This is a genomic window from uncultured Ilumatobacter sp., assembly GCF_963980585.1.
Classification (GTDB): domain Bacteria; phylum Actinomycetota; class Acidimicrobiia; order Acidimicrobiales; family Ilumatobacteraceae; genus Ilumatobacter_A.
In genome coordinates, this window is record NZ_CAXCAM010000025.1 from 1 (window position 1) to 26,503 (window position 26,503).

Annotated in this window: 25 protein-coding genes; 13 read left to right on the forward strand and 12 right to left on the reverse strand. The window is 62.8% G+C overall.

Going from position 1 to position 26,503, the window contains the following annotated elements:
* A partial coding sequence (locus ACH2DW_RS09415) for a fasciclin domain-containing protein (RefSeq protein ID WP_394929486.1) occupies positions 1-466 on the forward strand: 466 nt, incomplete at its 5' end.
* Positions 467-496: 30 nt separating this feature from the next.
* Here the strand turns inward: ACH2DW_RS09415 and ACH2DW_RS09420 are convergent.
* Positions 497-1,696, reverse strand: a complete 1,200-nt coding sequence (locus tag ACH2DW_RS09420) for a mandelate racemase/muconate lactonizing enzyme family protein (protein WP_394929487.1) — start codon at positions 1,694-1,696, stop codon at positions 497-499.
* 80 nt (positions 1,697-1,776) lie between these two features.
* Here ACH2DW_RS09420 and ACH2DW_RS09425 point away from each other — a divergent pair, with 80 nt between their 5' ends.
* Complete coding sequence (locus ACH2DW_RS09425) at positions 1,777-2,658, forward strand: acyl-CoA thioesterase (protein ID WP_394929488.1); 882 nt, start codon at positions 1,777-1,779, stop codon at positions 2,656-2,658.
* Position 2,659: 1 nt separating this feature from the next.
* On the opposite strand, the gene ACH2DW_RS09430 is transcribed toward ACH2DW_RS09425, so the two are convergent.
* The gene (locus tag ACH2DW_RS09430; protein ID WP_394929489.1) at positions 2,660-3,187 is read right to left on the reverse strand and encodes an NUDIX domain-containing protein; all 528 of its coding nucleotides are present in this window, start codon (positions 3,185-3,187) and stop codon (positions 2,660-2,662) included.
* A complete protein-coding gene (locus ACH2DW_RS09435; protein WP_394929490.1) occupies positions 3,180-3,470 on the reverse strand; it encodes a DUF3039 domain-containing protein in 291 nt (96 codons plus the stop codon). The genes ACH2DW_RS09430 and ACH2DW_RS09435 overlap by 8 nt, the downstream gene beginning before the upstream one ends.
* 47 nt (positions 3,471-3,517) lie before the next feature.
* Here ACH2DW_RS09435 and ACH2DW_RS09440 point away from each other — a divergent pair, with 47 nt between their 5' ends.
* Both ACH2DW_RS09440 and ACH2DW_RS09445 read left to right on the forward strand, forming a co-directional pair.
* Positions 3,518-3,646: a hypothetical protein gene (locus ACH2DW_RS09440; protein WP_394929491.1), complete on the forward strand. Its 129-nt coding sequence runs from the start codon at positions 3,518-3,520 to the stop codon at positions 3,644-3,646.
* Between the two features lie 99 nt (positions 3,647-3,745).
* Positions 3,746-5,092: an MFS transporter gene (locus ACH2DW_RS09445; RefSeq protein ID WP_394929492.1), complete on the forward strand. Its 1,347-nt coding sequence runs from the start codon at positions 3,746-3,748 to the stop codon at positions 5,090-5,092.
* Here the strand turns inward: ACH2DW_RS09445 and ACH2DW_RS09450 are convergent.
* Positions 5,061-5,726, reverse strand: a complete 666-nt coding sequence (locus ACH2DW_RS09450) for a metal-dependent phosphohydrolase (protein WP_394929493.1) — start codon at positions 5,724-5,726, stop codon at positions 5,061-5,063. The two genes, ACH2DW_RS09445 and ACH2DW_RS09450, sit on opposite strands and share 32 nt — an antisense overlap.
* Before the next feature lie 26 nt (positions 5,727-5,752).
* On the opposite strand from ACH2DW_RS09450, the gene ACH2DW_RS09455 reads away from it, so the two are divergent.
* A complete protein-coding gene (locus tag ACH2DW_RS09455; RefSeq protein WP_394929494.1) occupies positions 5,753-6,055 on the forward strand; it encodes a DUF4031 domain-containing protein in 303 nt (100 codons plus the stop codon).
* Here ACH2DW_RS09455 and ACH2DW_RS09460 read toward each other — a convergent pair whose 3' ends face one another.
* Entirely contained in the window at positions 6,056-6,478 is a 423-nt protein-coding gene (locus ACH2DW_RS09460) for a hypothetical protein (RefSeq protein ID WP_394929495.1), read from the reverse strand. It abuts the gene before it with no gap.
* Positions 6,479-6,640: 162 nt separating this feature from the next.
* Between ACH2DW_RS09460 and ACH2DW_RS09465 the strand changes: the two genes are divergently transcribed.
* The 4 genes from ACH2DW_RS09465 (at position 6,641) to ACH2DW_RS09480 (ending at position 11,167) form a co-directional block, all read left to right on the forward strand.
* On the forward strand, positions 6,641-7,147 hold the full coding sequence (locus tag ACH2DW_RS09465; RefSeq protein ID WP_394929496.1) for a beta-class carbonic anhydrase: 507 nt from the start codon (positions 6,641-6,643) through the stop codon (positions 7,145-7,147).
* A gap of 130 nt (positions 7,148-7,277) precedes the next feature.
* Positions 7,278-7,577 carry an arsenate reductase family protein gene (locus tag ACH2DW_RS09470; protein ID WP_394929497.1) on the forward strand — a complete coding sequence of 100 codons (300 nt, stop codon included), beginning with the start codon at positions 7,278-7,280 and terminating at the stop codon, positions 7,575-7,577.
* 15 nt (positions 7,578-7,592) lie between these two features.
* On the forward strand, positions 7,593-9,389 hold the full coding sequence (locus ACH2DW_RS09475) for an ABC transporter ATP-binding protein (RefSeq protein WP_394929498.1): 1,797 nt from the start codon (positions 7,593-7,595) through the stop codon (positions 9,387-9,389).
* Between the two features lie 8 nt (positions 9,390-9,397).
* Positions 9,398-11,167, forward strand: a complete 1,770-nt coding sequence (locus ACH2DW_RS09480; protein ID WP_394929499.1) for an ABC transporter ATP-binding protein — start codon at positions 9,398-9,400, stop codon at positions 11,165-11,167.
* 99 nt (positions 11,168-11,266) lie between these two features.
* Here ACH2DW_RS09480 and ACH2DW_RS09485 read toward each other — a convergent pair whose 3' ends face one another.
* From ACH2DW_RS09485 to ACH2DW_RS09500, 4 genes are all read right to left on the reverse strand, one after another.
* A complete protein-coding gene (locus ACH2DW_RS09485; protein ID WP_394929530.1) occupies positions 11,267-12,010 on the reverse strand; it encodes an amino acid ABC transporter ATP-binding protein in 744 nt (247 codons plus the stop codon).
* A gap of 79 nt (positions 12,011-12,089) precedes the next feature.
* Positions 12,090-13,541 carry an ABC transporter permease subunit gene (locus ACH2DW_RS09490; RefSeq protein WP_394929500.1) on the reverse strand — a complete coding sequence of 484 codons (1,452 nt, stop codon included), beginning with the start codon at positions 13,539-13,541 and terminating at the stop codon, positions 12,090-12,092.
* A 3-nt stretch (positions 13,542-13,544) separates the two neighbouring features.
* Positions 13,545-14,834, reverse strand: a complete 1,290-nt coding sequence (locus ACH2DW_RS09495) for an ABC transporter permease subunit (protein WP_394929501.1) — start codon at positions 14,832-14,834, stop codon at positions 13,545-13,547.
* 67 nt (positions 14,835-14,901) lie between these two features.
* Positions 14,902-15,990: an amino acid ABC transporter substrate-binding protein gene (locus tag ACH2DW_RS09500; RefSeq protein ID WP_394929502.1), complete on the reverse strand. Its 1,089-nt coding sequence runs from the start codon at positions 15,988-15,990 to the stop codon at positions 14,902-14,904.
* Between the two features lie 252 nt (positions 15,991-16,242).
* On the opposite strand from ACH2DW_RS09500, the gene ACH2DW_RS09505 reads away from it, so the two are divergent.
* A complete protein-coding gene (locus ACH2DW_RS09505) occupies positions 16,243-17,742 on the forward strand; it encodes a leucyl aminopeptidase (protein ID WP_394929503.1) in 1,500 nt (499 codons plus the stop codon).
* Positions 17,743-17,790: 48 nt separating this feature from the next.
* Positions 17,791-19,236 carry a sulfatase gene (locus tag ACH2DW_RS09510; protein ID WP_394929504.1) on the forward strand — a complete coding sequence of 482 codons (1,446 nt, stop codon included), beginning with the start codon at positions 17,791-17,793 and terminating at the stop codon, positions 19,234-19,236.
* Between the two features lie 48 nt (positions 19,237-19,284).
* On the opposite strand, the gene ACH2DW_RS09515 is transcribed toward ACH2DW_RS09510, so the two are convergent.
* Positions 19,285-19,926, reverse strand: a complete 642-nt coding sequence (locus ACH2DW_RS09515; RefSeq protein WP_394929505.1) for a hypothetical protein — start codon at positions 19,924-19,926, stop codon at positions 19,285-19,287.
* A gap of 132 nt (positions 19,927-20,058) precedes the next feature.
* On the opposite strand from ACH2DW_RS09515, the gene ACH2DW_RS09520 reads away from it, so the two are divergent.
* The gene (locus ACH2DW_RS09520; protein ID WP_394929506.1) at positions 20,059-21,852 is read left to right on the forward strand and encodes a DUF2207 family protein; all 1,794 of its coding nucleotides are present in this window, start codon (positions 20,059-20,061) and stop codon (positions 21,850-21,852) included.
* Positions 21,853-21,954: 102 nt separating this feature from the next.
* Complete coding sequence (locus ACH2DW_RS09525) at positions 21,955-23,160, forward strand: DUF3048 domain-containing protein (protein ID WP_394929507.1); 1,206 nt, start codon at positions 21,955-21,957, stop codon at positions 23,158-23,160.
* Positions 23,161-23,225: 65 nt separating this feature from the next.
* On the opposite strand, the gene ACH2DW_RS09530 is transcribed toward ACH2DW_RS09525, so the two are convergent.
* Both ACH2DW_RS09530 and ACH2DW_RS09535 read right to left on the reverse strand, forming a co-directional pair.
* Positions 23,226-24,806: a peptide chain release factor 3 gene (locus tag ACH2DW_RS09530; protein WP_394929508.1), complete on the reverse strand. Its 1,581-nt coding sequence runs from the start codon at positions 24,804-24,806 to the stop codon at positions 23,226-23,228.
* A gap of 118 nt (positions 24,807-24,924) precedes the next feature.
* Positions 24,925-26,358, reverse strand: a complete 1,434-nt coding sequence (locus ACH2DW_RS09535; RefSeq protein ID WP_394929509.1) for a sulfatase — start codon at positions 26,356-26,358, stop codon at positions 24,925-24,927.
* Positions 26,359-26,503 lie beyond the last annotated feature (145 nt).

The following is a 26,503-nucleotide window of genomic DNA, read 5'->3' on the forward strand; positions in this document are numbered from 1 at the left end:
GACCACGCCCGAAACAACTACGACCACGCCCGAAACAACTACGACCACGCCCGAACCCGAAACTGTGCTGGAGATCATTCAGAATCGCGAGGACCTCTCGTTGTTCAACCAGGCAATTATCGTGGCCGGGCTGGAGAGCGACCTCAAAGGCCCGGGCCCCTTTACGATCATGGCGCCATATGACGAAGCTATGAAGCAGTTGACCGACGCACCGGACTTGACAGATGAGGCCACTGCCAAGGACTTCGTGAATGCTCACGTGCTGCGCGGCGAAAAGCTTGAGCGGGATGATTTCGTCGATGGAGAAGAGATCACTTTCGAGGACGACGTCGAACGGCTTGTCGCCGTCTCGGAGTCAACGATCATGATTGATAACGCCGAGGTCCTTGATGTACCCGCTGCAGAACAGGCCGACAATGGAATTGTCCACACGCTCAATCAGACGCTGATCCCACCGACGCCGTGATCGAGCATCCTGACCCGGTGAGCTGATCGCTCAGCGAATCGGTGAAGGGTGCATACCGAGATGCAAATCGGTGCTGTCATCGGGATCGGGCACGTACGGGTGAGCAAGGGCCACAGCCTCGTTCAGCTCGGTGCCGAGTCCCGGTTCTCGTGACGGCCGTACGTAGCCGTCCTCCCAATCGAGCGGCGTGGTGAGCAATTCGGCGTGGAAGCCGGACCAGTCTTGAATCGCCTCGACGATCAACAGGTTCGGCAACGTTGCGCCAAATTGGATGTTCGCCGCACCGAGAATCGGACCCGAGTACAGGTGCGGGGCGATCTGGCAGCCTGCGGCTTCGCCGATCGCTGCGATCTTCTTCGCGGCCAAGATGCCGCCGCAACGCCCGAGATTGGGCTGCCAAATCGCTGCCGCCTGATGCTGAGCAAGTGCTGCGAACTCAGAAATCGTCGTGAGTCGCTCGCCCGTCGCAATCGGGATTGTCGTTTGCCGTGCGACCCGTGCCATCTCTTCGGGCAGGTCGGGTTGCGTCGGCTCCTCGAACCAGAGGGGGTCGAAGGGTTCGAGCTGCTGTGCCAACCGGATGGCTCCGGCAGCGGTGAACTGGCCGTGGGTTCCGAAGAGGAGGTCGGCTCGATCGCCAACCGCCTCGCGGACGGCTCCGGTCAAGGCCACTGAGCGAGCGATGTCATCGAGACTCGGCATGTGGCCGTCGAAGGCGGTGTAGGGGCCGGCCGGGTCGAACTTGACCGCGTTGAACCCGCGCCCGACTTCGAACAAGGCCTGGTCCGCAGCTTGGGCCGGGTCTGCGTACACATCTGGTCGATCGAGCGTCGGGTAGAGGTAGGTGTACGTGCGGAGCCGATCGTGGACGCGCCCACCCAGCAGATCGCTGATCGGGCGGCCAGCATCCTTGCCGACGATGTCCCAACAGGCCATCTCGATGCCGCTCATGATGCCGACCAGCGTCGGGTCGGGTCGTAGCGCGTAACCACTCGAGTACATCCGCCGCCACAGCAGTTCAATGCGATGCGGGTCGGCATCGATGACCAATCGGTCGGCGATGTCGGTGACCATTGCCGCAACGATGTGGGGCCCGACGGTCGCGACATAGATCTCGCCGTATCCGACCACGCCGGTATCCGTCGTGAGCTTGACAACAATGAAGTAGCGGCCGCCGTGGTGAGGCGGCGGGTTCCCGATGACGAACGTGGTGCAGTCGGCGATCTTCACGGTCACACACTGGCACAGTGCTCGCATCGCACTGCGGTGCGACTTGTCGACTGGACACACGGTCTGCGACGGTCTGCGACGTGACCGAACATTTCGACCTCTTGCGGCTCGCCGACGGCAACCGCTCCACACACTTCCAACTTCCGGTGACACCCGAACTGTCGACGCCCTTTGACTTCCTCTATGGCGGTTCCGGCATTGCTGCATCAATCGAGGCTGCCGAGCGCGTCACTGAGCGACCGTTGATGTGGATCACAACCCAGTTCCTGACCAATACCGCGCCGGGCACGGTGGTCGACGTTGATGTGGCCACACCGGTTGCTGGTCGCGCGACGTCGCAGGTGCACGTGAATGCATCCGTCGACGGCGAACTCATGCTGTCTTCGCTGTGTGCCCACACCAGTCGGCCCGAAGGGAAGCGAGAGACGTTTCTTACGATGCCGTCGGTCCCGCCGCCAGAAGACTGTGGCCCGTTGGCTGAACCGTTTGACGCGGTTCCGAACCGGCCGAACAGCTTCTTTGATTTGCTCGACAGGCGGGTCGCTGTCGGCACATTTGCGTTCGGCGAGGATCAGCGACCCCAGCCGTGCCCGCTTGCGGTCTGGAGTCGAGTGCGTGGGCAGCCGCTGCGAACTGCCGCGAGCCTGGCCTTCATCGGAGACATCGTGCCGCTCGGCCTCTGCATCGCACTGGGCCAGCCACTCGGTGGCACGAGCATCGACAACACCCTCCGCATCGTCCAGACTGATTTCGAGACCGAATGGGCACTGCTCGAAATCATCCCCGAGTCATTCCAACATTCGATCGGGCACGGCTCAGTCCGGATGTGGTCCGAAACGGGCGACCTCCTCGCTGTTGCCCAACAAACCTGCATCATCCGAACGAGCCATCACTCTTCCATTTCCGCAGGTTCGGCAGGTTCGGCAGGTTCCGCAGGTACGGCGGCGACTGGCTCGGCCTGACTCAGACCCCGGTCAGCAGCGGCTCGGTCGGAATGCCGCCGTCGATCAACTGTCGCAACATGGGCGCGAAAGAACCTGGCGCAAAACCGACCGCGCCCACCTCGCCGGTTGCGACACGCTCGGCGTGCGACGAAATCTCATTGACGTCCCACCAGCGCATCTCGTGGACGCGTTCGGCCCGCATCTGCTCCCACCCGATGGCGGGAACGGCATCGAAACGGTTGGTGCGAACGAGATGAATCTGGTCCCGCTGGCCGTCGTACGTTCCATCGAGAAACGGAATCACGTGCTCGCGCGTCCAGATGTGTGGACCGACGTCGGCGCCCACGAGCCCGGTCTCCTCAGCCAGTTCCCGGTGCAGGGCAGTGAGATGATCCTCGCCAGGGTCGAGCCCGCCCCCTGGCAACGCCCACACGTGGCGGGTCGGAAACTCGAAGCGAACGAGCAAGACTTCGCTGGCCGGAGTGAGGAGCAGGGCCCGCACCGCTTGACGGATCCGCAAGCCAGCGGTGCTCGTCGGTTCAGTCACTGGGTGTGTCGCTCAAGCCGTCGTTGAAGTCCTTGTAGAGCCCGTACATCGCCTTGCATTCCTCGCACAAGGGGAGCTGCTTCGGGTCACGCGACGGCACCCAGGTAAAACCACACAGTGCTTCGACCGGCGTTCCCATGATCCGGGCCTCGAGCACCACGGCCTGAGCATTCTCACCCCGCTTCACCTTGACGATGTGCGCTGCGGTCGGTTCCTCGGTTTCAGTGGCCTCATCGGTGAGCAGGTCCGTGTCCTGCACCGGCATCGTTTCCAGATCGGTCATGGGATCAGTGAATCACATTGCGGAGCCAATGGGGTACGGTGGTAGCCGTGTTGATCACCATCATTGTCACCGTCGCTGCAGTGGCTGCTGCCGCGGGCGCCGTGATTTCTGGTGAACGTGACAACGACAAGACGCCGATCCCCATCCCGGTGCGCACGAAACCACGTCGTCGCTGACGGCGCTGCGCCTGAGTCGGCGACGACTGGATCGCGCTCTGACACATGGCACACCGGTGCGCTGAACTCGTACGCGCCTGAATCAGGCACCATGGGACGATGGCTGGGGGTCGAACGGGTTTGAAGGAGTCTTTTGTCTCCTTGTCGCTGCCCGACTATCGATGTCTGTGGTGGGCCGGAACGTTCTCGTTCATGGCCGTGCAGATGCAGTTCCTGCTGCGAGGCATTCTCGCCTGGGAACTCACCGAGCGCGACGGCGCCATTGGGCTCGTCTACCTCGTGTTCGGCGGGACGATGTTGATTGCGACCCCACTCGGTGGTGTCGCAGCAGACCGGTTGCCAAAACGGACAGTGATGCTGTGGAGCCAGGTCGCGCTCACCGCAGGCGCCACCGCGATGGGCGTGGCTGTTGTCTCTGGAAATGAACAGTTCTGGATGCTTGCTGCAGCAGGACTCGTGCAAGGCACTGCGTTCGGCTTCTATGGGCCGGCGCGAGTCGCGTTCACCACCGAGTTGGTCGGCCGAGAACAACTCGGCAACGCCATCACCCTGTCGCTCTTGAGCATGAACGGCACTCGTGTCGTCGCTCCGTCGTTGGCCGGCGCCTTGGCCGGTATCGCATTCTTTGGCATCGGCGGCGCCTACCTCGTTGCCGGTGCGTTTTCGTTCGTGTCGTTCCTCGCTGTGCTGCGTCTGCCCCGGGTTGCGCCTGCCGCCGACCTCCCCCCGGCGCGGCCGCTGGCTGAGATCATCGACGGGGTGCGCTACGTCCGGTCGCGGCCACACTTGCGTCGACTGCTCGTCAGCTCGTTTGTTGTCATCATGTTTGGCTTCAACTATGTCGTGTTCATTCCGGCATTGGTCAAAGACACCTTCGACCTCGACAACGACGGTTGGGTTGGCCTGATCAGTTCGGCGGCATCGATCGGTGCTGTGGCGGTCGGGCTGTGGCTCGCTGGTCGTGCCGATCAGCCAGGACGGTGGAGGGTGATGGCAATCACCGGCACGATCTTCGGTGCGGGCGTCGTTGCGCTTGCGCTGTCGCCGACCTACTGGGTTGCGGTGTTCGTTGTCATCATCATCGGTGGCGGCACGACCGGATACCAATCTCTGTCAAATGCCATCTCACTGAACCTGACCGAACCGTCGCATCAGGGTCGCGTGCAGTCATTGCTGCAGTTGAGCTTCGCCGGGTTCGGCATTGCCGCGCTTCCGCTCGGTTTGCTTGCCGAGGCGGTTGGCCGTCGCCAGGCGATGGCCTTGATGGGCGCAATCGCGACCGCTGCGATCCTGATCTATGCCACGGTCGAACGGTCGGCCCAAGCTGAGATTGAGGCAGGCGACCCTGAACCGGCACAGGGATCCACTCAGACGCCGACTCCGGACGTGGATGGTCGCAGGCCGGCAACGGAGCTCAAACCGTCAACTCGGCCAGCTCAGCGGTGATGTTGACGCGCGCTGCCTCTTCCCACTGCGCTCGTCCGGTTGCAGTGGCATAGATCGTTTGCCGTTCGAGAAACGCTGTGAGCACCGAGGTCCGGCCAGCGGTCCACTCAGCGTTGTCGAGGTGGCCGTATTCGTCGCGTATTTTCGAGGCGTACCTTTGGTATCCGACATCGTCGGCGCCGAGGATGGCGAGGTCGGCATCGAACAACACGGCGGTGCCGGTATCTGGCGGGTCGACATGTGTTTTGGTTCCCTCGATCATGGTGCCAACCAGAGTCGCTCGTGAGGTGTCCCACCCGAGCGCCATAAGGTCACGCCGCGCCAGGCGAGCGCTTGCTCGTTCGTTTGCCGGATGCTGCGACTCGTAGATCGCGTCGTGGTAGAGCGCAGCAGCCACGACCACGCTGAGGTCGTCGATCGACTCATGGGTCGCAAGCTCATCGATGTGGCCGAGCACGGCCTCGACGTGTTCGATGCGGTGATACCGGCGTTGGCGCTCGCGGTGTCGAAGGACGAGCCGTTCCAGGAGATCGGTGTCGAGGCTGACATGGGTGGTCCACGCAACTTCAGCCACACCGGGAGGAGCCTCGTGGCCGACGGGGGTGTTGTCGCGAGAAGAAGAGGGTGAGTTCACCCGTGCAGTCTGGCAGGCTTCACCCCGTGACGATCCTGATTGACGAGGCTCGATGGTGGCATCGTGGCGAAAAATGGTGTCACCTGGTGAGCGACGTGTCGTACGACGAGCTGCACGACTTCGCCGATCTGGTTGGCATCCCGCGCCGCGGCTTCCACGGCGACCACTACGACATCCCGGAGTCGTATCGGGCCCAGATGATCAGCACGGGCGCCACGCCGGTTGAGAGTCGAGAACTCCTTCGTCGATTGCGCAGTGCCGGACTTCGGCTGTCGCCGGCGCAACGGCGCGCCCACAAGGCGGAGCCCACCCCAACGACGCACGACTGATCAGCGCGGCCATCGCGCCGGAACGCCACAGAACTCACGTGGGCATGAGACCGACGTGCCGACCACAAACCACTCGACGAGCTCAATGTCGGACTCCCAGCATGATCGGTCGGCTTCGTGCCATCGGGCCAGGTCGCTGATCTCGAGGTCGACGTTCGGTCGAATCGAGGCAACGACAAGACCGGCGACACCGAGCGATGACCGTGCCGACTCTGCAAGTGCGTCGATGACGCCGAGCACGGCATCGGGGTCGTCGGTCCCCGACACGTGAGTGATGCTCACACCGCATCGCCGGTGGTCGAGGGTCAGCACCAGCGTTTCGGCCGATGCCTCGGGGTCAACCATCATCAAGATGAGTCGGAGAGCGACCAGCGGTGCCTCGATCGGATCGATGTGAGCACGCGGCAGATTGCTGAACGACATTGATGGAAACATGAGACCTCCTGAATGCGCTCGTTGGTGCGTGCCGCACCGCGGGACGAACGCGATGGATGAAATGCCAGGAGGGAGTCGGTGATCGCGACCATAGAGACGTGCTGTCACAGTGTTGAGCAGGTCACGGCGTTGCGCAGTACGGTCAGCGCGATGAGTGACTTCACACCCACCACCGACGAACTTGTCGAACTGAACTCTGAGTTCGCTGCGAACTTCTCGGACCACGATCTGCAGGTCGCACCGATGCGTCAGATGGCGGTTGTGGCCTGCATGGATTCCCGGATGGACACGTTCAAGTTGCTCGGGCTGGAAAACGGCGAGGCGCACATCATCCGCAATGCTGGCGGGATCGTGTCCGACGACGTGATCCGCTCGCTGTGTCTCAGTCAGCGCGCACTCGGCACCCGTGAAATTGTCCTGGTGCACCACACCGACTGCGGCCTGGAGAAGGTCACCGACGATGGCTTCAAGAATCAGCTCGAAGCCGAGCTCGGTATCAAGCCACGGTGGTCTGTCGAATCCTTCGTTGACCCCTACGCAGACGTCCGCCAGTCAATGCAGCGACTGCTGGTCACGCCGTTTGTCGACGCCACGTACATGCGCGGTTTCGTCTACGACGTGACCACCGGTGCGATCAACGAAGTCACGCTCGACTGACGGCCACCCTGAGGTCGCCATCTCTACAGAACAACCGATGGGGCTGCGGCGCCGCCCGGGTTCTATTCTGATCCATATGGCTGATGTTCGGATCTATCACAACCAGCATTGAAACTCTTCAGTCAATGCCGTGCGCATTGCAGAAGAACTCGGCGTCGACTTCGAGACGGTCAACTACATCAAGAACCCGCCGGACGCTGACGAGATTCGTGGCATCATCGCCAAACTCGAAGACCCAGCCACCGACCTGGTCCGACGCGACAGCAAGTTCAAGAAGCTCGAGCTGACCGACGACGATGTGGCCACCGACGACCAGATCGTGGACATTCTCGTCAAACACAAGCAGCTGCTCCAGCGCCCCGTTGTCGTCACCAAGCAGGTGGCCATCATCGGCCGACCAAAGGGCCGCGTCACTGAGCTCTTGAGCTGAGCGGCGCACTGAACGATGGCGGATGCTGAACCCAGAATTCGCGCCAAGGGTCGTTGGGGGCTGCTGACAGCCACGTTGTCAGAGCAGCGACGCAACCTGATCATCGGCACCGTCATCGGATTGGCGTGGATGGCAGGCAAGGTCGCCGTGCCGCGACTCGTCGGACTCGGCATCGACCGGGGCATCGAAGGCGACGACAACGTCTGGATGTGGGCCGGATTCATCGCCTGCGCAGGAGTCATCGTCGGGTTCTTCACCGCCTTCCGACGGTTCTACGCGTTTCGCGAGGCGCGCTGGACCGAGACGAAGTTACGCGAGCGGCTGTTCGGCCACATCATGTCGCTCCACGTCGGATATCACGACCGAGCCCAGACCGGCCAGCTGATGAGCCGCTCGTCGAGCGACCTGCAGCAAATTCAGCAGTTCGTTGTGATGATTCCAATCACCGCGTCGAACCTGGCGATGATCCTGGTGGTCACCGTGATCCTGGTCATCACCAACCCATTCCTCGCTCTGGTGGCCCTTGCCCCGCTGCCGTTTGTCAACTGGGCCGGCCGACGTTTCTCCCACTCCATCCACCCTGCTGTACAGGCCGTGCAAGCCGAGCAGGCCGAGCTGGCCACTGTCGTCGAGGAGTCAATCGGCGGCATTCGCGTCGTCAAGGGCTTCGGTGCGGAGCAGGTGCAGGCGGACAAGCTGAGCAAGGAAGCAGACGACATCCGTCGGGTGTCGATTGAGGCAGCGCGCATTCGGGCGAAGTTTCTGCCGGCAATCGAGCTCCTGCCGCAGATCGGCCTCATCGCCGTGCTCGGCGTGGGTGGCATTCAGGTCATCGAGGGTGACCTCACGCTTGGTCAACTCGTGCAGTTCAACTTCTACGTCGCGCTCCTCGTGGCGCCCTTACGCATGCTGGGCATGGCCATTGCCTGGGGCCAACGCGCCGCTGCAGCGATCGAACGGGTCAACGAGGTGCTCGACACCGTGCCCACCGTGAGCGACGCCACCGATCCAACGACGCTTCCAACCGGCACGGGCCTTGGTGCTGTCAGCTTCGGCAATCTTGACTTCGGATATGCACCGGAACTCCCCGTGCTCACCGGCTTCGAGCTGGAGCTGGAGGCAGGACAATCGATTGCTTTGGTGGGAGGCACTGGATCCGGCAAGTCAACGGTCGCCCGTCTACTCATCCGGTTCTACGACGTCGACGCCGGGTCGATCCAGATCGATGGCGTCGATATCCGCGACCTCACGTTGCACGAGCTACGTCAAGCCGTCGGCATTGTCTTCGAAGACACACTGCTGTTCCATGATTCGGTGAGCGCCAACATTGCGTTCGCCCACCCCGATACCGACCAGGCAACGGTCGAGAGCGCGGCTCGGTTGGCTGGAGCACACGATTTCATCATGGGGCTGCCTGACGCATACGACACCCGGTTGGGTGAGCGCGGTTACTCGCTGTCCGGCGGCCAGCGCCAGCGCATTGCCATCGCCCGGGCCATCTTGGCCGACCCGCGAGTGTTGGTGCTCGACGACGCAACCTCTGCTGTCGACCCGTCAAAAGAGCACGAGATTCGATCCGCGATGTCGACGGTGATGGATGGCCGCACGACCATCGTCATTGCGCATCGACCGGGCACGATTGCCCTGGCAGATCGGGTCGCGCTACTCGACGGGGGCCGCGTCGCAGCGATTGGCACCCATGACGAGCTACTCGCCACCGACCAGCGCTACCGCGACGTGCTCGCCGCTATGGATCGGCCTGACGATGCGTCTGTACCTGCAGGCAGCTCACCTGACGGAGGCGCGGACTGATGTGGGCGATGAACGCAATCGACGAAGACGATCGTCTGGACACTGACGAGGCTCGGCAAGTCATTCGTCGCGCAGCTCGAATGGCCGCTCCGTTCAAACGGACCGTGATGGCGGCGATCGGATTCTCCTCGATCACCACGCTCGGGCTGCTGCTCGGTCCGGTGATCGTCAAGTACGGCATCGACAGTGGTATTCGACAGCTCGACCGCGGCGTTGTTCGCAATGCCGTCATCATGTACATCTGCGTCGTCGCAGCCGCGTATCTTGCATCGCGCCAGCAGTACGTGTTCATCAACCGAGCTGGCGAAGGATTCCTCAGACTGCTGCGCGTGCGCGTGTTCGGACACATGCAGAAACAGTCGTTGGCCTTTTTCGATCGCAACAAATCCGGCGTGCTCGTTGCCCGAATGACCGCAGACATCGAGTCGATGGCCGAGCTGGTGCAGTGGGGCCTCCTGCAGTTTGTCGGTGCCGGGCTCCTCGTGACGTTCTCCTTCATCTTGCTCCTGGTGTTGAGCTGGCAGTTGACCATCGTCGCGCTCCTCGTCTTTCCCGTCCTGGTCATCGCTGCGCGCAAGTTCCAGCGCGACTCGAATGCCGCGTATCTCGATGTACGTGAACAGGTCGGTCAGAACTTGTCGACCCTGCAAGAGGGCATCGCCGGTGTCCGTGTCATCCAGGCATACGCCAGGGAGCCGGAGCAGGTCCGACGCTTCGAAACGTCGAACCGCGGCTTGTACCAGTCGCACATCCACAGCCTGCGGGTGTCAACCTGGTTCTTCGGACTCGTCGAGGCAGCAGGCATTATCGCCTCCGCCTTGGCAATCGGCATCGGAGGGTGGCTCGTCAACCGCGGTGACGTCAGCATCGGCACCGTGATTGCAGTCGTGCTGCTGCTTGCACAACTCTTCGAACCGGTCCAGCAGCTCAGTCAGCTGTACAACACGGTGCAATCGTCAGCGGCATCGCTCAGCAAGCTCTTCGGGATCCTGGACACCACGCCAGACCTCCTGGATGGCAAGCAGGTGTTACCGGCCGCCGGTGCTGTCACCGTCGCCGGAGTCGGGTTTCGCTACCCCGAGACCGAAGCGAAGGTCCTCGACGACGTGTCGATCAGCGTTGCAGATGGCGAACGATTAGCGGTGGTCGGTTCCACGGGGTCTGGCAAGTCGACCCTCGCGAAGCTGATGGCCCGCTTGTACGACCCGACCGACGGCACGATCACCTTCGGTGGCGTCGATCTGCGCGACGCGACTCTGGCATCGCTACGCGACCGGGTGGTCGTCGTTCCTCAGGAGGGCTACCTGTTCGGAGGCACGATCGCGGACAACGTCCGCGTCGCGCGCGCCGCGGCCACCGACGCTGAGGTGAGCAAGGCACTTGCAGCGATCGGCGCTCTCGACCGGTTCGAGCAGTTCGAGGACGGCATCCACACCGAGGTGCGGGAGCGCGGCTCACGACTGTCGGCAGGGGAGCGGCAGCTGGTCTCCTTGGCACGCGCAGCGTTGGTCGACCCGGCCGTGCTGGTGCTCGACGAGGCGACCAGCAACCTCGACCCTGGCACCGAAGCCGTTGTGGAGCAGGCCCTCGAATCGCTGATGAACGGGCGGACCACGATCGTGGTCGCTCACCGGCTGTCGACCATTCAACGCGCCGACCGAATTGCGGTCATCGACGCTGGGGAGCTCGTCGAACTCGGCTCACACGACGAACTGCTCGCCCTCGACGGCCGATACACGAAACTTGCCACCGCCTGGGCCAGCAGCCAGCCGTCGTAGCTTGTCGCCCCTCGGGTTGCAGGCGGACCAAACGAGGCGGGCAGCCAGCGGGATCTACCGAATGGTGCGCTGATCGTCGAGTCGGGCGAAGGACGCGGGTTACAGGATCTGGCTGAGGAAGAGCTTCGTGCGCTCCTCCTGTGGGTTATCGAAGAAGTGTTCGGGTGTCCCGACTTCGACGATCTGACCATCGGCCATGAACACGACACGGTCTGCCACCTCGCGGGCAAAGCCCATTTCGTGAGTGACACAGATCATGGTCATGCCCTCCACGGCGAGATCCTTCATCGTGTCGAGTACTTCCTTGATCATTTCGGGATCGAGCGCCGATGTCGGTTCATCGAACAGGATGACTTTTGGCTTCATCGCCAGCGACCGGGCAATCGCTACTCGCTGTTGCTGGCCACCTGAGAGTTGACCGGGGTACTTGCGGGCCTGCTCAGGGATCTTGACCCTCTCAAGGAGTTCCATCGCGCTCTCCTCCGCCTCGCGCTTGGGCATGTTGCGGACCTGCCTGGGTGCCAATGTGATGTTGTCAATCACGGTCAGGTGAGGGAAAAGATTGAAGCTTTGGAAGACCATTCCGGTCTCGCGTCGAATCTCTTGGATATTGCGAATGTCGTCGGACAGTTCGATGCCATCGACGGAGATACGGCCTCGGTCGTGACGTTCGAGCCGGTTGATGCAGCGGATCAAGGTCGACTTACCCGAACCCGACGGTCCGATGATGACGACGACTTCTTGTGAGCCGACTCGCATGTTGATGTTCGTCAGCGCTTGAAAGTCGCCGAACAGCTTGTCGACATCTTCGACCTCGATGATGGCTTCGCCGCCGCCGAGGATCTGCGTGGCATCGGCGTTGATGGTGGTATCGCTCACAGGCGACTCCCTTCGTTCTGCGTGGCTTCGCTGCCGGCGTTGATCATCGTGTCCCCACTCCCAGTCGGGTTTCGAGCCGGCGGCTCTCCTTCGACATCGTGTACGCGAACGCCCAGTACCCAACGGCGACGAATGCGTAGGTGACTGGTTGGAGACCCTTACCCAGAAACTCCTGCTGCGTGTTGGCGATGGTGGCGATCTGGAGGAACTCGGCCACACCGATGATGGCGAGCAGTGAGGTGTCCTTGAACAGTGAGATGAACTGCCCGACCATCGCCGGGATGACCGCTCGGAGCGCCTGTGGCATCACGATCAGACGCTGAATCTTGCCGGCCGACAGCCCCTGGGCCTGGGCGGCTTCGGTTTGGCCCTTCGGCACTGCTTGCAGGCCGCCACGGACAATCTCGGCGATGTACGCCGCCGAGAACAGTGTGATGACGATCATCGCTCGAGTGGTGCCGTCGGGGATCGTCGCAGCGGGCGGGAACAACAGCGGCAGCATGAAGCCCGAGAAGAACAGCAGGGAGATCAACGGCACACCACGAACGAACTCGATGAACGTGACGCAGAAGCCCTTGATGATGGGTAGCTGTGAACGCCGGCCGATGGCGAGCAGAATGCCGAGCGGCATGCCGGTCGAGATACCGGCCACCGTCACGAACAAGGTGAGGTAGAGCCCGCCCCAGTCCTTCCAGCCATAGCCGAAGCTGTCGATCGTCGACATGACGAACCAGACGACCGCGCCACCGAGCAGCGGCAGGGCCAACGCCACCACCGTGCCGGTCGCCGACGTCCGATCAATGCTGTCACCGATTGCCGTCGCAAGGATCAGCGCACCGACCAAACCCCCCAAGAGTGCGACGAGCCCGCCGGAGCCAGCGACGATCGTGGACAGTGCCACGAGGCCGACTCCGATGATGTGTGGCGAGAAGCGACGAATGCCGCTCGGGAGCTGCCATCCGATCAGGCGTCCTGCAACGAACAATCCGAGGCCGGCGAGGACGCCGAGTGTCGGCTGGATTGTCCGAGTGAAGGTCAACACGAGGAAGATGAATGCGAGGATCGGCCAGAAGCGACGCAGCAGCGCCGTCCAGGTCGGTCGCTCTGCGGGCAAGCCCTTCTCGGTGGCGTCGTCGAATGAAGTTCGGGCCATACCGGCCGAACCCAAACCGACGGCGGCGACGAGCGTGAGTCCGCCCGCCCAGGGCCGCCACAACTCGTCCTTCGGGAACTGCCCGATCATGAAGTTGCGGAGGTTCGCCCGCACGATCTCCCATTCGACGTTGATTGCCCACCGAATGCCGAAGTACAGGATCGCGCCGGCGAATGCGGCCGACACCACGGTGATCGCAGTGTTGAGCACGGAGCTGAACAGGTTGTTCTTGACCCACTGGCTGGGGGTCTGATCGGAATGCAGCGGACGATCGGCAGTGAGCGCTTGTGCGATTTCAGCTCCGAGATATGCCGTTTCGGCTGTGGACTCACTCGAGACCATGACTTACCGCCCGACGATCTGGAGTCGACGGTTGATGAGGTTGCCGATCGCCGACAGGATCAGCGAGAAGGCCAGGTAGATCAGCATGAGAATCAGCAAGAGCTGCGGCGCCGGGCGCGACTGGCCGAAGAGGTTCTGGATGACGCCGGTCGTCTCAGCAAAGCCGACGGCGATGGCCAGCGATGTGTTCTTGGTGTAGTTGAGGAACTGATTGATCAGCGGCGGGAATGCCACCCGGAAGGCCTGGGGCAGTACGACGAAGCGGTAGCGCTGGAATCCGGACAGTGCCAGCGCGTTGCCTGCTTCGACTTGGCCTTTGGGGACTGACATGATCGATCCGCGGACGATCTCAGCGATGTGCGACGCCGTGTACAACACGAGGCCGAACATGACAGCGACATATGGCATCTGCATCTTGACGCCGCCTGATGCGATGCGCTGTTCGATCATGGGTCGAGAGATGGAGAAGGGGCCGCCCAGGACGAAGTAGCCGATGACGCTGATGACGAGCAGCGTCGCGAACGACCACAGCACTCGACGGTGGGGCGTTCCGGTGGCGTCGAAGTTGCGTGTGCGCCAAACCCACATCGCAACCGCAGCGACCACAGCGACGAGAAAAACGACCTGGAAAGCACCGAAGTTCTCGCCACCGCCGATCGACGGGAAGGCAAATCGCTTGTTGTTGAAGATGAAGAGACCTTCGAGAGAAGGGGGGCCGCTGTCGGCTGCAGTCGAACTGCCGCGGATCAGCCACGAATCCTGCTCGCGTGGGAACCCGAGCAGCAAGGCCTGCCACGTGAAGACGATGACGAGCAGTGTCGGAATGTTGCGGAAGAACTCGACGTAGACCGTGGCGATTTTGGAGAGCAGCCAGTTTGTCGACAGCCGGGCGATGCCGATCAACGTCCCGAGCAGGACGGCCAATGGGATGCCGACGATGAAGATCAAGAAGGTGTTCTTGACACCTGCGATGAGAGCATTTTGAATTGACGAGTTTGGGTCGAGTGGGCTGTCAGCAATCGAGATGCCACTGGGTTGATCGAGAAAGTCGAAGTTGAGTTCGAGACCGATCTCGTCGGTGCGAGCACGGAAGTTGGCCCACAGGTAGTCACCGACCGACAAGATGACGCCAAGCGCAGCGACCTGTGCCGCGATGATGAGGACTTTGGTGTCGCGCCACGGTGGTGGACCGCCGGCGCTGCCCTTCGCAGATCGGCGCGCAGACCAGACGGCGATGTAGATCCCGGCGAGGATCGCCAGGATCAGGATGAGTCGGAGTAGCCGTTCGAGCATAAGACCAGACGAAGGGTCGGTCGCCGCAGTTCTGCGGCAACCGACCCCTCAGTTCGGAACTATCTGATCAACGGAACGGAGGCACGTACATGAGCCCGCCTTCGGTCCACAAGGCGTTGGGTCCGCGCTCGAGACCGAGGGGCGCCAGGTTGCGCTCGAAGATCTCGCCGTAGTTGCCGACCTGGCTGATGATGTTGGTGGCGAAGTCGGTGGGCAGACCCAAGCCGACTTCTGCGACGACCGAGTTGCCGTCGTCGTCTTCGATCGGCAGCCCGAGGAAGCGGCGAATGCCGGAATCCTCGCTGTCGGCGAAGCTGTCGATGTTGGCGGAGGTGATGCCGAATTCCTCAGCTTGGATCGCGGCCATGACTGCCCAGTTGACGACCTGGGCCCACTCGGTGTCACCATCAGCAACGACGGGGCCGAGCGGCTCCTTCGAGATGATGTCGGGGAGCACCGTCGTGTCAATGTCGAGCGTTGCTGCAAACGAAGCGAGCTGCGAGGCGTCCGAGGTCCACACTTCGCACTGCTCGGCCACGAAGGCGGGCTGCAGTTCGTCGTTCGACTCGAACTCGAGCGGGGTGAACGGGATGCCCCGGTCGCCCAACACAGCGTTCAGGTTCAACAGTGTCGTCGTGCCTTGGAGCACACAGATCGTGGTGTTGGCAGCGTCTTCGAGTGATGCAATGCCGCTGTCGGACCGCACCATGAAGCCCTGACCATCGTAGAAGGTGGTCCTCAGGAAGTTGGCCTGCTCGGCGCCGTCGCGCGATGCCGTCCAGGTGGTGTTGCGGATGAGCACGTCGATTTCGCCGGATTGCAGCGTTGGGAAACGCTGTGCCGCAACGAGCGGAGTGACGTTGATGGCCTCGGAATCGCCGAGCACCGCTGCGGCGATGACCTTGCAGAAGTCGATGTCGAAGCCGCTGAATGCGCCGTCGGAGTCGATGATACCGAAGCCCGGGAGCGTGTCGTTGCCGCCGCATTCGAGGGTGCCGGCAGCCTGAACGGCGGCGAGCGTGCCGCCTTCGGACTGGGTCGACTCGACAACTTCGGTGTCCACCGGTGCTTCGACAGCGACGCTGTCGCCTGTGTTTGCGTCCGCGTCGCCATCGCTGCTCGATGAGCAAGCAGTAGCGACGAGTCCGAGTGCCATGACGACACCCGCAGTGCGCTTGAGCGCATTCCCCCTACGAATCATGTGTCTCCTCCTGGAGTATTGGTCGGCTTCAAAACCAACCGGGTTGATTTGATGTACGAAGATGATGCGTGATCACGTGTGATGCGCCTCGCATCTCTTCTACTGGGACGGTAACACGGATATCAAAAATGCTTGCATAAACGCGTGAACGCCACTCGAAGGCCTCTGGTCGGGAATGTTTCAGACGAGTTGAGGCAGACTGTGCAGATGTTCGATGCAAGTCAATCCGTCGCCAACGTCAACGTCACCGCGACCAAGTCAGTGCCGAAGGGCGCCACAGCGGTGGCCTACGCGGTCGCCACCAAGGGCACTGTGGCACGACAGCTCGGTGTCAACCGGGCAGGTCTCGCCGCGAACAACTTTGACGGCAAGGTCGGCCAGATGCTCGCCGTGCCGAACGGCGAGGGTGTGGCGTATGCGGTTGGTGTCGGTGACCCCGACTCGATTGACCTCGCAGCCGTGCGCACCGCTGCTGCGAATTTTGCCCGCGCTGCGAGCAAGCACGCCCATCTTGCAATCAACCTTGCCGACCTCGGTCATCTCGACGCGAAGGCGGCTGGACATGCCGTCGCCGAAGGTGCCCTGCTCGGTAGCTATCGCTACGTCGGCCTCAAGAATGACGAGAGCGGCGGGGCGAAGCTGACTGACCTGACCCTGGTCGCTGCCGACAAGCGCAGCAAAGGCGTTCGGCAGGGCGCCGACGACGGTGTCGTCGTCGCGCGTGCAGCGGCACTGGCCCGCGAGCTTGCGAACACCCCTCCCACGTACCTCAATGCCAAGGACATCGCGCTCAAGGCCGTTGAGATCGCGGCAGCAACCGGTCTCGATGTCGAAGTCTTCAACAAGGATCAGCTGACGCAGATGGGCTGCGGCGGCATGATTGGCGTCAATCAAGGCTCTACTGAGCCGCCGCGCATGGTCAAGCTGTCGTACTCACCGCGGAACCCGACCGGTCACCTCGCGATGGTCGGCAAAGGCGTGATGTACGACTCGGGCGGCATCAGCCTGAAACCCAGTAACCCTGACCACATTGCGATGAAGATGGATATGTCGGGTGCGGCAGCCGTGCTCTCAGCAATGTCGGCGCTCAAGGCGCTGAAATGCAAGGCCAAGGTCACCGCCTGGCTGATGTGCACCGACAACATGCCGTCTGGTAGCGCACTCAAACTGGGCGACGTGCTCACGATGCGCAACGGCAAGACCGTCGAGATCCACAACACAGATGCTGAGGGGCGCCTTGTGCTTGCCGATGGTCTGTCGCTCGCCGTGGAAGACAAGCCCGACGGCATTGTCGACATCGCCACCCTCACCGGCTCCGCGCTCCGGGCTCTCGGCACCGAGATCGCCTGCCTCCTTGGCACCAATCAAGACTTCGTTGACCAGGTCAAGAACAGTTCCGCAGAAGTCGACGAGCCAGTGTGGCAGCTCCCCATGGAGACAAGGCGCTATCGCAAGCTGCTTGACTCGGCCGTTGCTGACATGCGCAATATCGGAGGGCCTTACGCTGCCACGATCACGGCATCAATCTTCCTGACAGAGTTCACTGGCGATGTACCCTACGCCCACCTCGACATCGCCGGCCCGATGGAGAACCAGGCAGACAGTGGCGTCCAAGCCAAGGGCGCAAGCGGGTTCGGAACGCGCCTGCTGATCGATCTCGCCTGCAATTTCACTCCGCCGGCCGAAGGCGCCGCCCACACCGCCTAAGACCACTTGGTGCCTGGCACCATGTCGTCCATATCGTCTGTGTCGTCCATGAAGCAACGGAACATCCTTTTCATCATGAGCGACGATCACGCCGCGCATGCGATCTCCGCATATGGGTCGGTCATCAACGAAACGCCGAATCTTGACCGCATCGCTGCGGACGGGATGCGGCTGAACGCTTGCTTTTGCACCAACTCGATCTGCACGCCGAGTCGCGCCTCAATCCTGACCGGCACCTACAACCATGTGAACGGCGTGACCACGCTCGACACGCATATGGACAACACGCTCGACACGTTTCCGAAGCGACTGCAGGCGGCCGGATACCAGACCGCCATGTTCGGCAAATGGCACCTCGGCCACGGGCCCGAGCACGATCCGACGGGGTTCGATCAATGGCGCGTTTTACCTGGACAAGGCCACTATCACAACCCGGTGATGCTGGAGCCGAGGAACGACGATCGCGGACACGAGGTGATCGAACGAGGCGGCTACGTCACCGACCTGATCACCGCCGACAGCCTGCGCTGGCTCGAGATGCGAGACCCGGATCGGCCGTTTGCGCTGATGTGCCACCACAAGGCGCCGCACCGCACGTGGGAACCGAGCAGTAAACACTTCACGCTGTACGACGACGTCGACATTCCTGAACCGCGCACGCTCATGGATGATCACGAGGGTCGCGCCGACGTGGTCAAAGCGATGGAGATGAGGATGATGGACCTCGATCCGATCATCGACCTCAAGGCGTTGGTGCCCCCAGGCCTGTCCGAACGAGACGAGATCAGCTGGCGATACCAGCGGTACATCAAGGACTACCTCCGAGTCATCGCGTCGATCGACGACAACGTCGGGCGGATGCTTGACTGGCTCGACGACAACGGTCTGGCCGAGAACACCCTGGTGATCTATACCTCTGATCAGGGCTTCTTTCTTGGCGACCATGGATGGTTCGACAAACGCATGATGTACGAAGAATCGCTCGCCATGCCGTTCCTCGCTCGACTTCCCGGGGTCATCCCAGCGGGCTCGACCAGCGACGCCATGGCCGTCAACGTCGACTTCGCTCCGACGTTCCTCGATCTGGCCGGCGTCGATGTGCCCCCAGAGATGCAGGGCCGCAGCCTGTTGCCGATTCTCTCCGATGCCGAGCCCGACGACTGGCCGGAGTCGATGTACTACCGGTACTGGATGCACGGCGACTGGGCGCACAACGTGCCAGCGCACTACGGGGTGCGGACCAAAACGCACAAGCTGATCGGTTATTACAACGACCCCCTCGGCCAAGCGGGCGCTGACGGTCCGGTGCAGCCGCCTGAGTGGGAACTCTTCGACCTGGTGGCCGACCCGGCAGAGATGCGCAACGTGATCACCGACCCGGCCTACGGCGCGGTCGCTCGTGAACTCCAGATGGAGCTTCGGCGCCTGCAGACAGAACTCGGCGACGAACCCCACGCCAACGCCGACGCCGAACTCGAGCGTCTCCTCGCCTGAACTGCGGTTCGGGTGCCTCGCCGACGGCGATCTACGCGCTCCTGAACGTCACGTCACGTCGAGCCGGGTCGCGTTGTCGGTGACTTGCTCGGCGACTGCCCGCGGCACGCCGAGCGCTCGGAGCTGTGGCTCGATGAGCGTTGGGTCGTCGCCGACTTCGAGCATGGTCATCGCAAATCGGTGGGCTCGTCCGAGGGCATCGACATCGATCGTGGAGGTCTGCCATTCGTGATGCAGTCGCTGAAGATCAAGGGGCATTCGCCGGAGGTGGCGGTGGGCCACATCAGGAATACGGCGGCGCACTGCGAGGCCGCCGTCGGGGAGTTGGTGTGCCAGGCCGAACATGACACAGCGTTGCAGCGCCTTGGTAAACGGCGACGACCGACCGGACCTAAAGCTCAATCCCATCGCTGCAGCCGTAGAAACGAGGTCGAATGCGAAGCCTTCCGGATGCTGCTGGAGCCCAGCAGCGAGACGCCGGAGGAGCCATGTCGCCGTCGGGCCGAGCACGCCGAGCCAGAACGTTTCCACGTAGCCCGATCGCGGATCGTGCCCGTTGTCGTCGACGAGCGGATCCATCCATTGGCGGACGTTGATCAGTGCACCTGACTCGACGTCGCTCGACCCAGTTGCGGGTCGGTGATCATCGGCCGGACTCGTGGGACGGCTGACTTCTGAGTGGAGCGACACGTCTGGACCTCGCGGATGATCGTGATGCGCCGGGTGAACGGCGCCGGTGATGCTGGAGGAAGCCGGTACTCAATCAGTGGGCTCGACCGTGGAACAAGAGGAAGGTCGCAGTGCAGGAGCGACACTGGCAGCATGATTCGCCGCGTCACTCCTGTTGGTCACGCCCTCGTCGGTCTCAGCGTTGTGGCCATGACGGCGCTGGCAGGTTTTGGGGTCATTGGTGCCGGCGACGAGGCACTCTTTCGGCCCGAACACTTCGACGCGAAACAGGTCACGGTGCGACCAGAGGGTGTCGATGGTATTCGGATCCGTGAAGTCGTCGACATCGACTTCGGGCTCACTGAACGTCGCGGCTACCAGCGCGATATCCCAGACGACTTTGGTGCCCCCGTCGATGTCGCAGCGTTCTCGCCGGATGCAAACGGCGAGGTGACCAGCAGCAACTTCGGGAGTCGTACTCAGATCCGAATCGGCAACGCCGGGGTCTTTTTCACCGGCCAGCATCGGTACGAACTCGAGTACACGTTGCCGGAAGCGGACGTGTCGAACGGCGTCCTCGCCGTGGACATCATCGGGACCGACGAGACGTTCACGACTGACCGGTTTGAAGTCGTGCTCACCGGGTTCGTACTCGACAATGTCCGTTGTGACACCGGTGGACTCGGCCAATTTGGTGGATGCGACTTCACCCAGTCGGAAAGCGGCGATTACGTCGCGGTGATCGAGCCGCTAAATCCGGGTGAGGGCATCACGGTCGGCGGAACGATTGTCGCCACCGCCCCGACCAACTTTGATGCGGCACCGGCCCTCCCTGCGCGGAATCCGACGGGATTCCGCCCGCTGGGCCTCGCCGTGCTGCCAGCGGGCGTCTTGGCCGCAGTCGGCGTGTTTGCCACGAGTCGTCGCTACGGCAGCAACGAGGTGCACGGTGCTGGTGGGGCAGCCGACGCTGCATTCGGCGACCTCCCGACCCCACGGAACGGTGATCCGATTGCCGACGTTCCAACGTATCGCGTGCCGGATAGTCGACTCGCTGAACTGGCGACCATTGAGTTCGTACCGCCCCGCGGCATCAAGCCATGGCAGGCGGCAGCGCTGCTGACCGAGCGCGTGGACGACGACACGGTGTCCGCATGGTTCTCGGAGATGATCGCGCGTGATGCGATCGCGGTGGATGACGACGACATGCTCCGTCGTGGAACCGACGTCACGCGGCTCAGTGCAGTCGACCGGGCACACATCGACCAAATCTTCTCGTCCGGAGACGCCATCGAGCTCGGAAAGTACGACCCGAACTTCGGGCGCGCGTGGAGTGCAATTCGAAGTGAACAACTCCGATTCGTCGCCGAAGCTGGATGGTGGACCCGCGGTGCGCCAGGTACGCCGACGGTCAACTTCACGGCGCTGACGAGATTGCTCGTACCGCTCATCTTCATCTTGGTCATCAGTGCGAGTGCGTTGGCGACCGCTGGGCGCAGTTTGCTCACGGCAGTGTCGCATCCGCTGATCGCGCTCATACTGAGCGTGCTGGTGGTGACCGCATGCGCGTTCCTCGTGTATCAATCGTTGCTGCCGTCGCGTTCGGCGACGGGTTCTGCGCTGACCCTGCGGTCGGAGTCATTTCGTCGCTTCCTTGCAGCAAGTGAGGGACGCCATGTCGAGTGGGCGTGGAAGAACGATGTTGTGCGCGAGTACAGCGCCTGGGCAGTAGCGCTCGGTGCCGCCGATGCATGGAAGCGGGCCATCGAGTCCAGCAATATTCCGCATCCGGAACGTGTGCTGCACGGGCCGCTGTTCGTGTACAGCTCCGCAGGTTCGTTTCGGTCGGCGCGAACAGCGCCGTCGTCATCGGGGAGCGGCGGCGGTGGCTTCAGTGGTGGCGGAGTCGGCGGTGGCGGTGGCGGAGGGAGTTCAGGGTCGTGGTGACCCCACACGCGTGACCGGGAATCCTCCGGCCCCGCAAGCCATCAGCACGTTGTCGAAGGGTCCGACGTCGTTTGCAGCGCGGATGGCACTATCTTCACCGCGGTGGCCGACACCCCGGAACCGAATTTCGCGCGCCGCCGCGGTGTTCTTGCCGGTGCCGCTGTCGTCGCTGTGGGTCTGCTGATCGCCATCGGCGTCGGGCTCGCCAGAGGGGGCAGCACCGACACGCTGTCAGATTCACTGCCCTCAACGAGTTCTGCCACAACGAGCCCAACGACGACCACGGTGCCGCCGGCAACGACCACCACCACGACGACCACGACGACGCCGACGACGACGACGACCACGACCACGACCACCACGGTGCCGGTCCCGACGACCATTCTCGACAACGGCGTCCCGATCTGGGAACCATACGAACCGCTCCCAGCACTTGACGGATTCGCAGCGCTCACTGGCGAACCGGCGGGATCCGATGTCTCGAACCGTTCGATCATCGCGGCGAAGATCGATAACTACCCTCGGGCGCGGCCGCAGTGGGGGCTCGATCAGGCTGACGTTGTCATTGAAGAGAACGTCGAGGGTGTCACCCGATTCGTCGCGCTGTTCCACTCTCAGCTGCCCGACCGACTCGGACCCGTCCGGTCGGCCCGCACCGGGGACCTCGACATCCTGGCGCCGATGAACCGGCCGATCCTTGTGTGGTCGGGCGGGAACGGTGGTGTCACGAACTGGGTCGAGTCAGCCGCCCGGTCTGGTGTTCTGGTGAACTTCACGGCGCAGAAAAGCCCGTGTTACAACCGCAACTCGAGTCGAAGCGCACCGCACAACCTTCAGCTCAACCCTTCGTGCGCTCTCGACAATGCGCCGACGGCAGGTGCGGCTCGACCGCTTTGGGCAATCGATCCCGCATGGACGCCACCCGCCGACGTCGGAGCGGTACCGACGGCCGCATTCAATGTCGGGATGGACGGGGTGTCGGTCGATTGGGTCTGGGATGCCGAGTCGTCGAAGTACCTGCGATCGCAGAACGGCAATCGCCACACGGCAGCGTCGGGTGCGCAGATCGCCGTCGACAACGTCGTCGAACTGCTTGTGTTCCATGCGCCGTCGCCGGTCGATGCCCGCTCGCCGAATCCGATCACGGTCGGCATGGGCGCGGCTGTGGTGCACCGCAACGGCGAGAGCATCCCAGGAACCTGGGAACGCACGACTGCGTACGACCCGTTCACGCTACGCGACGCCAACGGGGCAGTCATTCCGCTCAACACCGGAAAATCTTTCGTCGAACTCGTCCGCGATCGCTGAGCCTGGGCCCGACCTGCGGTCCGAATTCAGCCGACGGAGAAAAAGATCACGCCGCGACGGATTGATCAGCCAGCGACGATGGGTTCGAGCGTGAGCTCTGGCTCATTTTGCTCGATGCGCTGCAGGGCGTACTTGTTTTCGAACAGCGCAACCATGTCGCCGCTGAATCGGGCGAGGATGCGAACGCCCGGCTTCTCGCGCAACTTGTCAGCCGACTCTTTGTCGGTCACTCGGATCGCCTGATACGGGGCCGGTGAGATCTCGATCGGAGCGTTGAACTCGAATTCGAGTCGGTTGGCGAACACATCGAACTGGAGCTGACCGACTGCTGCCAACACCGGTGAGGCGTCACCCCAGTCCGGATCCTTCAGCACCTGGACCACACCCTCTTCGTTGAGCTGCGCGAGGCCCTTGCGGAACTGCTTCGACTTGCCGGTGTCGACCGGACGGGCAGTGGCGAACACCTCGGGGGCGAACGAGGGGATCGGCGGGAATTTCACTCTGGGGCCGGTCTCGTCGAACAGCGAATCGCCGATGTTGAGGCCGGTGGCGTTGACCAGACCGACAACGTCGCCGGGGAACGCCTCGTCGATTGTGGTGCGCTCGGCACCGAACACGGTCGACGCGTACTTCGTGGCAAACGGCTTACCGGTGCGCTCGCAGGTCATAACCATGCCGCGATCGAACTGGCCCGAGCAGATCCGGGCAAAGGCAATACGGTCGCGATGGTTCTTGTCCATGTTGGCCTGGACTTTGAACACGAACGCCGACACCGGCGAGTCGAGCGGCCGAGGCTCATTGTTGACGTCGAGGCGTGGAGTCGGCGCAGGGGCGAGGTCGACGATGGCGTCGAGCAGGTGCCTGACACCGAAGTTGGTCAGGGCTGACCCGGCGAACACCGGTGTCGACTCGCCGGCGAGGAACGACGGCATGTCCACATCGGCCTCCATTGCGCTCAGCAGTGCGGTCTCCTCGGCAGCCTTTTCCCACTCCTTGCCTTCTTCGGTCGCAGCGCGTGCAGCCGGGACGTCTTCTTCCGGAGCGATCTGGGACCCACGAGCGGTGCGGGTGAAACGGGTGAAGATGTCCGTGCGGCGATCGATCACGCCACGCAAATCACCGAAAGAGCCGACAGGCCATGTCGCCGGCGTCGGGCGGAGACCGATCTGGGCTTCGATCATGTCGAGCAGTTCGAGTGGCTCGATGCCGGGCCGGTCGAGCTTGTTGAGAAACGTGATGACCGGGAGGTTGCGTGAGCGGCACACCTCAAACAATTTCAACGTCTGCGGCTCGATGCCCTTCGCCGCATCGAGCACCATGACCACAGCGTCAACAGCAGACAGCACCCGGTAGGTGTCCTCGGAGAAGTCCCGGTGGCCCGGCGTGTCGAGAAGGTTGAGCTCGTGGTCGCGGTACGGGAAGTTCAATGCCGTGGAGGTGATCGAGATGCCGCGCTTCTGCTCCATGTCCATCCAGTCCGATGTCGCCGACCGGCGACCTTCGTGCGCCTTGACGGCACCGCCTGAGGTAATGGCCCCGGCGTAAAGGAGAAACTTCTCGGTCAGCGTGGTCTTGCCCGCGTCAGGGTGGCTGATGATGGCAAACGTTCGACGTTTACTCGCTTCATTCACGACCTGGGTAGACACGGCGGCTCACGCTACCGACCGCGCCGCCAATGGGGTCGGGAGCCTTCGTAACTTGCGTGAGGTAGACCTGCGGAGCCAATCGACTGGCTCGATTGCGAAGTGCGGATCGAGGACCGGATCAACCGCGGTAGGGCAGGTCGTACTCGGCCAACGTCGCCGGGTCGGAGGGGTCAACGTCGGCGAGCGTGACGGGGTTGTCAACGCGTCCGATGGGGCGTGTTCCGACGCCGACGATGCCACTGGCTTGCTCGCCCAGGTCGATTCGGCCCGCTTCAACACGCGCAAGCAACTCGGCGACGATGTCGGGGTGATCGTCCGACACGTCGACCGTCTCCCCAATGTCGCTGGCCAGGTCGTACAGCTCGAGCAGCTCGGTCCCGCCCTTGCGGACATGGAGTTTCCAGCCACCGACGCGCACTGCCTCGATGTTTGCGCCACCGATGTAGAAGAAACAGCGACCTGCGTCAACCGGCGGGCCGTCGAGACCGATCAACTCTGAGATGTCAGCGCCATCCAGGAGACGGTCGACAGGAACCGGCGCGCCAGTGAGCCGACCGAGCGTGGGCAAGAGGTCGAGCGCCGAGGTCATCTCGGTGACCCGTGTGCCGGGAGCGATTCGCTCAGGCCACCGGATCAGACACGGTACGCGCTGGCCGCCCTCCCACGTGGTGCCCTTCGCGGCTCGGAGCGGAGCGTTGCTGCCGGCACCGTCTGGCCCAGGAGCGAGCGCGCCGTTATCGCTGGTGAAGATGATGAGCGTGTTGTCGCTGAGGCCCTGTCGTTCGAGTTCCTCAACGATGACTGCCGTCGCCCAGTCGATGCTGGCAACGGCGGCCCCGTACGCGCCGTTGCGGGACTGCTCCTGGAACTGCTCCTCCACGTAGATCGGGACGTGCACGTACATGTGCGCCAAATACAAGAAGAAGGGGGCGTCGCTGTGCTCGCGGATGAACTGCGTCGACCGTTCCACATAGCGCCGGGTCAGGGATGCCTGGTCAGGCTGGCACTCGATGAGTTCGTTGCCCTCCATGAGGGGAAGCGGGGGCCACTTGAGTTCGAAGTCCATCCCCGCGGCTTGAATGCGCTGGTTCAATTCCTCAAGCGTTGGCTGGCCGGCGGCTGTGGCCTGGCGTCCCATGTCGTTGCTGTACGGCAGCCCGAACCATTCGTCGAAGCCGTGATTCGTCGGGAGAAACTCAGGTTGATCGCCGCAGTGCCACTTACCGACAGCGAGCGTCGCGTATCCGGCGCCACGCAACATCGACGCAATGGTCACCTCGTCGGGGTGCAAACCGACACCCTGCCCGGGGAACAACACGCGCATGTTGTTCATCGGTTCACCGCCGAACCCGATTCGTGTCGGGTAACTGCCGGTCAACATCGCGGCTCGGGACGGAGAGCAGACCGGCGAGGCCATGTAAAAGTCCGTGAAGAGAGCCCCCTCGGCGGCGAGGGCGTCGAGCGCTGGTGTGTCATGGAGCTCGGAGCCGTAGCAGCTGAGGTCGCCGTAGCCGAGATCGTCGCAGTTGATGAGCACAATGTTGGGGGTCATGGGTTCGCTTTCGAGAACGAGGTCCCTTCGGTGACGTGCCCGCTGGGATGAGTCGATCGTAGAAGGTGCTCCTCCGACGTCGGCCAGCGGGCCGACCTGCGACCGCCCGGCATGAGTAGCCCTGGAGTGCGCTGATCGGTCAAGA